We start from the raw sequence: 8599 nt of genomic DNA, 5'->3' as shown, positions 1-8599 counted from the left end.
GTACTCTAGCCAAAGAAGCCGACGCACCATCGCACACATAACGCTCAAGCGCAGGGAACAATGGACAAGAAGGTTCTGGATGCAGGGCGTGCCGCCTTTCCTTCGGCGGCGAACGCGGTAACACTTGGCGCCATCGTTCACGACGGGGAATGCGAGCCATCGCCGATGGTCTCGATTCCGATTCCGATGATGAACCGCCACGGGCTGATAGCCGGGGCGACCGGAACCGGAAAAACGCGCACCTTGCAGCTGATAGCGGAGCAGCTCTCACAGGCCGGCGTCCCGGTGTTCGTTGCTGACATCAAGGGTGACATATCGGGGCTCGGTACCAACGGCGCGTCGAACGATCGCATCACTACAAGAGCGAAGGAGACAGGATACGACTGGAAGCCATCGGCTTTTCCGGTTGAGTTCCTGAGCCTTTCCGGCTCGAAGGGAGCCCAGCTGCGGGCGACGGTCTCGTCGTTCGGGCCACTGCTGCTCTCACGGGTCCTGGGCCTCAACGAGACGCAGTCGAGTGTTCTCGCGCTGGTCTTCAAGTACTGCGACGACAAAGGCCTCCTGCTTCTGGATTTCGCCGATTTGCGCGCGGTGCTCCAGTATCTCACCACCGACGGCGCCGCCGAGCTCAAGACTTACGGAGGAATGTCCAAACAAACCGTTGGCGTGCTACTTCGGGAGATGGTAGAGCTCGAGCAGCAGGGAGCCGAGAAGTTCTTCGGCGAGCCGGAGTTCGACTTGCAGGACCTGATGCAGGTAGAGCGTGACGGGCGGGGGTTGATAAGCATTCTCGAGCTGCAGGACATACAGGACAAGCCGGACCTGTTCAGCACGTTCATGCTATGGATGCTGGCGACTCTCTACAACGAGCTTCCGGAGGTTGGCGATATAGACAAGCCGAAGCTCGTGTTCTTCTTCGACGAGGCGCATCTGGTTTTCAACGGAGCGAGCAAAGCGCTGCTCAATCAGATCCAGCAGGTCGTCCGTCTGATTCGATCGAAGGGCGTAGGCGTGTTCTTCATCACCCAGAGTCCGAAGGACATCCACGAAGATGTGCTGGCACAGCTGGGCCACCGCGTGCAGCACGCATTGCGCGCATTCACTCCGGATGATGACAAGGCGCTGCGGGCAGCGGCCAGGACTTTTCCGAAGACTCCGTACTACGACGTCGAGGAGACACTGACGACACTGGGGATCGGGGAGGCATTCATTACCGTTCTCTCGCCCAAAGGAGTGCCCACGCCGCCGTTCGCGACGCGCCTGATTCCCCCTTCGTCGAGCATGTCGCCATTGCCCGACGACGAGCTCGCCAGACGCGTGGCCACTTCACGCCAGGTAAGCGAATACGCACAGCCGATTGACCGAGAGAGCGCGAGAGAACGTCTCGCGGCGAGAGTTGCCCCTGCTCTTGGTGCACCTGCTGTCGAGCCCCAGGCTCCGTGGCAGCAGGCGCCCACAGCACCGGCTGCACCGGCCAGCCGACGCGGCGCAAAGGAGCCGCCGAGCACGTTCGAACAGGTTCTCAAATCGCCCGTTGCGCGCACCGTTGCTGGTGCCGTAACTCGCGGGATCATGGGAGCGTTGTTCGGAGCGCCGCGGCGGAGATCACCGCGGCGGTGGTAACATAGTAGCATTACGATACTAAAAATCGCTATCCGCTGCCCGTACCTGCTGGCCGCGACGCGATAGCCGTCGCCCGCCAGCCGTCACCGGTTACCGGCTACGCGTTACCGGCTACTCAATATCCCTTAAGATTGCTCTTACCGGCGCTGCGTCCAACGACATCATCTTGATCGGGAACGCCATCAGTTCGTAGTAGCCCGGCGTAATGCGGCGGAGATCGAGATTCTCCAGAATGCAGCCGTTGCCGGAGAAGATCATCTTGTGCACTGGCAGGCTCTTGCTGTGGCGCTCGTCAACCGACGGAGCATCGACGCCGAGCAGGCGAAGTCCGCGACCGAGAAGCGCCCGAGCGCACGCCTCCGAGAGCCTCGGCCACGACTCGGGGAAGCCGCCCGACCCGATTGTGTTGCCGGTCTTGAGAAGAACGCGCTCGACTCGCCCTGCGCCGACTGCCGCATTGATCGCGCCGATCTCGATCTCCTCACTCAGGCTTGTCACATCGACAACAGCGGCGAGTCCGTAAAACGCCTCGAGCGGAAGCTCGTGTGAGCCGGACCATCCGGTCCTCACGTGAAGCGGCGCATCGGCGTGTGTGCCAACGTGCGGGCTGGTTGTATAAGTCGAGACGTTGACGCTCGACCCCTGTGCTACTGTCGCACTCCACCCGCAGGAAAAAGGTGTGTCACCCGGCCATTCGGGAGTTCCGTTGGCGAGCGGGATGCTGATGTCGCGGAGTCTCACGACCGAGGAGATGCGGCAGGCTCGACAATTTGCTTCGCGACGTCGACGATCCTGTCTACGGTGAGGCCGAGGTGGGTATAAATGTCCTTGTAGGGAGCCGATGCGCCGAATCGCTCGATTCCAATGATCATTCCGTCGTCCCCTACCCAGCGGTACCACGACATCGGGTGAGCTGCCTCGACCGCGATGCGCTTCACTCCCGGCGCAAGGATGCTGTTCCGGTATTCCGCGGTCTCTCTCTCGAACAGCTCGTGGCTCGGCATGCTCACGGCGCGCACTCTGATGCCGTCCTTTTCAAGTCGCTGGTGGGCCTCGAGAATGAGCGCGACCTCCGATCCTGTCGAGATGAGAATGACCTGCGGTGGTCCGCCAGGCGAATCGGCAAGCACATACGCTCCACGCGCAACGCCGCTCGCCGACGCGTATTTCGTACGGTCGATCAAGCCAAGCTTCTGCCGAGTAAGCACCAGGGCGACCGGACCGTTCCTGTTCTTCAGTGTGACTCGCCATGCTTCGGCGGTCTCCGATGCATCGGCGGGCCGAATGACCGTCATTCCGGGAATGGCTCGGAGGGCACTCAACTGCTCAACCGGCTGATGTGTGGGGCCGTCCTCACCCAATCCAATCGAGTCGTGTGTGTAGACGTACACGACGTGCACTTTCATGAACGACGCGAGCCGGATTGGCGGCCGCATATAATCAGAGAAAATCAGGAAGGTCGCGCCGTACGGGATCACCCCGCCGTGCAGGGCCATCCCGTTCATGATCGACCCCATTCCATGCTCGCGGATCCCGAAATGGAAATTGCGACCGGCATGGTTGTCGGGACCGAAGCTCGGCTCGCCTTTTACGATCGTATTCGTCGATGACGCAAGATCTGCCGACCCGCCTACGAGCTCTGGTACCTTCGGCGCGATGGCGTTGAGCACGATGCCCGACGCGGCTCTGCTTGCGATGTTTCCGTTCTCAGCGGTGAAACTGGGAATCAAGTCCTCCCATCCGTCCATAAGCTCGCCTTGAATCCGTCGCTCCAGCTCAGCGGCAACGTCGGGGTATGTCGTCCTGTAGCTCTCGTAGCGCTTCTGCCACTTGGCTTGAACGCTCCGCCCGCGAGCACCGATTTTCCGCCAGTGGTCGAGCGCTTCAGGCGCGACGTAGAATGGCTCCAGCGAGGGATATCCCAGCGCCTCTTTCGTCAGCTTCACCTCATCCTCGCCCAATGGCGACCCGTGTGCCTCGGCAGTGTCATGCTTGTTCGGGCTGCCGTAACCGATGTGTGAGCGCACGATGATCAGAGACGGCCGCTCCTGTTCCGCCTTGGCGAGGGTGATAGCCTTGTCCAGAGCATCGAGATCGTTCGCGTCGTCCACCCGCTGAACGTGCCAGTGGTAACTCTCGAATCGTTTTGCGACGTCATCACTGTAGGTGAGAGCGGTGTCGCCCTCGATCGTGATGTGGTTGTCGTCGTAGACGCCGACGATCTTCCCGAGTCGCGCGTGTCCGGCAAAGGAAGCAGCCTCGTGGGACACGCCTTCCATGAGATCGCCGTCGCTAGCGATGAAGTACGTGTGATGATCCATGATCGCGTGACCGTCGCGATTGAACACCGACGCGAGCAAAGCCTCGCCCACCGCCATACCTACGGCATTTCCGAATCCCTGACCAAGCGGACCCGTGGTGGTTTCCACTCCGGGCGTGTACCGGTACTCGGGATGACCCGGCGTCTTCCTCTCCCATTGCCTGAAGTGCTTGATGTCGTCGAGCGTCAGGTCATAACCGGTGAGATACAAAACGCTGTAAAGCAGCATCGATGCGTGGCCGGCGGAGAGGACGAAGCGGTCGCGGTCGAGCCAGCTCGGATCGGCCGGGTTGAATCGGAGGTGCCGACCCCACAGCACATAGGCGAGAGGAGCGAGCGCCATCGGAGTTCCTGGATGCCCCGAGTCCGCTTTCTGGACAGCGTCCATCGAGAGGACTCGAATCGCGTTGATGCAAAGGTCATCGAGCCCGGAAGAAGCGGTGTGATTCATATCGGTCATCAAGTTAGTCTTTAGCTGTGTGTCAGGCATTCGGGCCTCGCAGCATCATCGGCAGGCGGATGTTGGGCAACAGTGCTTCGATCTCGAAGCGCCGGGGCTCGAGCCATTGAGGAAGCTTCAGCGATTGACCGAGTGAATCGGCGGGCTCATCGACTGTGAAACCGGGAGGATCTGTTGCGATCTCGAACAATACTCCCCCGGGCTCGCGAAAATACACCGAGTGGAAATACTCGCGATCGATCACAGGCGTGACGTTGAATCCCAATGCCACAAGCTCGAGCCTGACTTTCGCCTGCGCTTCATCATCAGGCGTGCGAAACGCGACGTGATGAATGGTTCCGGCGCCCATCACTCCGGGCCAGAGACCGGGTACGCATCTCAAGTCCACAATGGACTCCTGCCTGCTGCCATTTTCGGAGCCTGACGTGGCTGCGTAACGGAAAATGCTTGCCTGCTCGCGCACGGCCTGGAATCCGAGCTGATCGGTGAGCAGCTTCCCCGTGAGCTCACAGCTCTCCTGCCAGAGCGTGACGGAGTAGATACCGCGAATGGAATGATCGGCCGGAACGGAGCGTGTCTCCCATCCCGTGCGTGATTCAGCGGATGGATGCGCGACCAGCTCTCCCATGAGCCCGTCAGGATCCTTGAAGGCGATCACGCGCTCTTCGTCGAAGCGCGACACCGGTTGACTGAACTCGACGTGATACTTGATGAATCGCTCGATCCAGAAGCCAACGGAGCTGGGAAGTATTGCGAAAGAAGCAACCGCAACCTGGCCGGACCCCTGGCGCCCGCGGCGGGCGTCGGGCCAGGGAAAGAACGTCAGGATGCTGCCGGGCGTTCCTTCCGCATTGCTAAAGTAGAAGTGGTATGTAGTGGGATCGTCGAAGTTCACGGTGCGCTTCACGAGGCGCATTCCGAGAATCCCGGCGTAAAAGTCGAGGTTGCGCTGCGGATCGCTCGCTATGGCCGTGACGTGATGAATGCCGGCAGATGGCCCCGTCATCGGTCTCCGGGACCGCGATCAGCCATCTGTTCCTTCGAACGCGAGGGTGGCATACATTTGGGCTCTCAATTTTACTGGCTCCTATGGGGCAATGCACATGCCGCGTAAAGAACCTCGTGCCGCGAGTCAGAAACTGCCTACATCGGTGGACGCGCTGCGAAGTCTCAGCGACGCCCAGACGCTCGCCAATTTCGCCCAGAATCTTCAGGAAGGGATTTACATCACGAACGAGGCGGGGGAGATATTCGACGTGAACCCCGCTTTTCTCGAGATATTCGGAATAGCCAGCCTCGATGAGATGAAGCGTCATCGAGTCGATGACTTCGTCGACGTGGAGCTTCGCAAGCGTGAGATTGCCCTGATGGAGCGCGAGGGATCGCTCCGAAATCGCGAGCTCGAGATCAAGCGTCTCGACGGCACGTCCCGCACGGTCCTCGACACCTGGTACCAGCTCAAGGATCCGGCGTCGAATGAGACACTTTACCACGGAATCCTCGTCGACATAACCGAGCGAAAGAATCTCGAGACTCAGCTGCGGCAGCAGAGCATTCGCGATCCGCTCACCGGGTGCTACAACCGCCGGCAGCTGCAGACCTTCTACGAGCGACCGACTGCGGCAGACGAGCAATGGGGCTGTGTGTACGCCGACGTTGACAACTTCAAGCAATACAACGATGAGTACGGTCACGCGGCGGGCGACTCGGTGCTCATCAGGATGAGCCGGTTCCTGATGCGTCACGTACGAGCTGAGGAGCCGGTGGTGCGGATGGGAGGTGACGAGTTCCTGATAATTCTTTCTGGCGCGGATCTGCAGGCCACGGAACGCGTGGTCCGGCGGCTGCAGGCGGCGGCGTTGGATACCGGTCCGGTTTCGTTTTCTCTCGGATGGGCTGCGAGGCAGGGGCAGGAGCGGCTCGAGGACACCGCGAATCGAGCCGACCACGCCCTGATCGACGTTCGGATCGTGAAGCGGCCGGGGGAGAACACGCGTCGAAATGACTCCGAGGCAGCAGGCGCGTCCAGGAACAACTGAGGATCACGCGCTACCCGCTCAACGCTAAACGCTACCGGCTTCCAGCTCAACTGCACGCGACAGCAGATGTGCAAGATCTGCCACGGGAGGCGTCACACCAATAGACGCCACTCCCGAGGTTTCGATGCGCAGGTCGTTCCCGCTGTCATTCCTTTTGCTACTCCTGACTCCTTCTCTGGTACCTGCACAGGGATGGATCATTCCGCGGCCATGCCCGCCAAGACCGTGTCCGGCCGACGGCCCGTGCTTGAGATGCGGCCCTCGAAGTCCGAGCGTCGTGCGACAGTCGAGTGCGGTACACGCAGAGTTGACGAACGGAGTGCTCCGCTACGAAGTCACCGAGACCTTTGTGAATCGAGGATCAGGAATCGGCGAAGCCGACTATCTCTTCCCGTTGCCTAAAGGAGCGGCGTTTCAGGATCTCAAGCTCTCGATCAACGGCGAGCTGGTGTCGGGAGAAACCATGTCCGCAGCAGAGGCGCGTCAGATATACGAGCAAATCGTCAGACAGCAGCGCGATCCGGCGCTCGTTGAATGGATGGGGTATGGACTGCTCCGCACGCGAATTTTCCCGATTGCCGCGGGAGAGCAGAAGAAAGTGGTCGTGAGATTCCAGTCAGTCGCGGAGCGCGAAGGTGATGCTCTCAGAATGGACTACTTCCGTGGCACGAAGCCCGGGCCCGAAGTCCGACAGAGCAATCCCGAAGCACGGCTCGCTTTCACTCTGACTTATCCGTCGGACGCGACGTACGGCAATGCCTACTCTCCAACGCATTCATTGAGTACGGTACGAGCCGGGTCGAAGCGCGAGGTCACGGTAAACGGAGATGGCCGGGAGATAACGCTACTGGTGCCGGTCCGCCGGTCCACGGCGCCCTCGATCTCGATGCTCGCATACGCTCCGGCGCGGGAGCCCGGCTTCGCCCTGATCACGCTGTCGCCGCCTTCAGTTGCGCCGAGGGTCACAGATCGGGATGTAACGCTCGTGCTGGATGTGTCGGGATCGATGAGCGGCGTGAAAATCCGCCAGGCACGTGAAGCAGGCAAACAGCTGCTGGTTACGCTCAGGCCGACAGACCGATTCCGTCTCGTGGATTTCTCGACGGACGTCCGGACCTTCCGGAATGAATTCGTATTCGCGACATCGCGAAACGTCAGAGCTGCGACCGAGTATCTGGAATCGCTCGATGCATCGGGGTCGACAAATATCTCCGGAGCGCTCGAGGAAGCACTGAGACCGGCGGTTACCCCGGGCCGGCTCGGCCTGGTTCTCTTCGTGACGGACGGTGAGCCAACGGTTGGGGAGCGCGACCCCGAAGTAATCGCTGCTCATGTCGCGTCACTCAGAGGATCGCGCAGGATATTCTCGTTTGGCGTGGGCGCCGAGCTCAACGTCTCTCTCGTCGAGCGCCTGGCACTCGAGGGGCGTGGTACCGCGCACTTCGTGCGACCGAACGAATCGGTGGAACGCGCGGTATCCATAGTAGCGAGCCGGCTCACCAGTCCGGTGATCACCGACATGCGAGTGTACGCCGACGGTGTGAGGCTGCTGAAGACCCATCCGTCTCAGCCGTCCGACATCTTCGCAGGGCAGGATTTCGTGATGCTTGCACGGTACGACCGGGAGGGCTCGACGCGACTCCGTTTTGCCGGCATGACCGCCAGCGGGCCAGTTGAATGGAGCAGTCGAGTGGTATTTCCAGCGGCCTCACGCGAGAATTCATTCATCGCCCGACTCTGGGCGACGCAGCGCGTCGGCTACCTGAGCGCGGAGAAGCGCCGGCATGGCGGATCGAGCGAAGTCGATAATGAAATTCGTGAGCTCGGAGAGCGTTACGGCATACCCACGGAATTCTCGTCGTACCTGGTTCTCGAGCCGGGAATGGATCCGCGCCGACGACAGAATGCCGCGAATGCACCGCCTGTACTCCAGGGCCGGCTCCAAGAGCTTACGATCTCAGGCGCAGCAGCAGCAGCAGCAACGGCTCCGGCGGAGGCTGCGAAGGCGAAGTTCGAGTCAGCTCGCGCATCGGCTGACCAGCGTGCCGCAACAACTCTCTCTGCTGCCGACGAAGCATCTGGCGTCTCGCGCGACAAGGAAGGTCTTCGCCGAGCCGGCAATAGACTGTTCGTGATGAGAGACAGCGTCTGGACCGA

At 60.8% G+C, this 8599-nt stretch carries 6 protein-coding genes; 3 read left to right on the top strand and 3 right to left on the bottom strand.

The annotated features are described in order from the left end of the window. The first annotated feature begins 60 nt into the window (after nucleotides 1-60). Nucleotides 61-1623 carry a helicase HerA-like domain-containing protein gene (locus VES88_07120; GenBank protein ID HYN81255.1) on the top strand — a complete coding sequence of 521 codons (1563 nt, stop codon included), beginning with the start codon at nucleotides 61-63 and terminating at the stop codon, nucleotides 1621-1623. A 111-nt stretch (nucleotides 1624-1734) separates the two neighbouring features. Here the strand turns inward: VES88_07120 and VES88_07115 are convergent, their stop codons facing one another. From VES88_07115 to VES88_07105, 3 genes are read right to left on the bottom strand one after another with little or no spacing between them, the layout of a single operon-like run. Beyond that, nucleotides 1735-2364: a cyclase family protein gene (locus VES88_07115; protein HYN81254.1), complete on the bottom strand. Its 630-nt coding sequence runs from the start codon at nucleotides 2362-2364 to the stop codon at nucleotides 1735-1737. After that, a complete protein-coding gene (gene tkt / locus VES88_07110; protein ID HYN81253.1) occupies nucleotides 2361-4433 on the bottom strand; it encodes a transketolase in 2073 nt (690 codons plus the stop codon). The genes VES88_07115 and tkt overlap by 4 nt, the downstream gene beginning before the upstream one ends. Further along, complete coding sequence (locus tag VES88_07105; protein ID HYN81252.1) at nucleotides 4426-5409, bottom strand: ring-cleaving dioxygenase; 984 nt, start codon at nucleotides 5407-5409, stop codon at nucleotides 4426-4428. The genes tkt and VES88_07105 overlap by 8 nt, the downstream gene beginning before the upstream one ends. Before the next feature lie 97 nt (nucleotides 5410-5506). Here VES88_07105 and VES88_07100 point away from each other — a divergent pair, with 97 nt between their 5' ends. Together VES88_07100 and VES88_07095 are read left to right on the top strand one after the other, a co-directional pair. Further along, nucleotides 5507-6442, top strand: a complete 936-nt coding sequence (locus VES88_07100) for a sensor domain-containing diguanylate cyclase (GenBank protein ID HYN81251.1) — start codon at nucleotides 5507-5509, stop codon at nucleotides 6440-6442. 277 nt (nucleotides 6443-6719) lie between these two features. Beyond that, a partial coding sequence (locus VES88_07095) for a VIT domain-containing protein (GenBank protein HYN81250.1) occupies nucleotides 6720-8599 on the top strand: 1880 nt, incomplete at its 3' end.

It is taken from the genome of Gemmatimonadaceae bacterium (assembly GCA_035633115.1).
Classification (GTDB): domain Bacteria; phylum Gemmatimonadota; class Gemmatimonadetes; order Gemmatimonadales; family Gemmatimonadaceae; genus UBA4720.
Note: the sequence above shows the minus strand (reverse complement) of the source record. Positions and strands in the feature narration are given on the sequence as shown.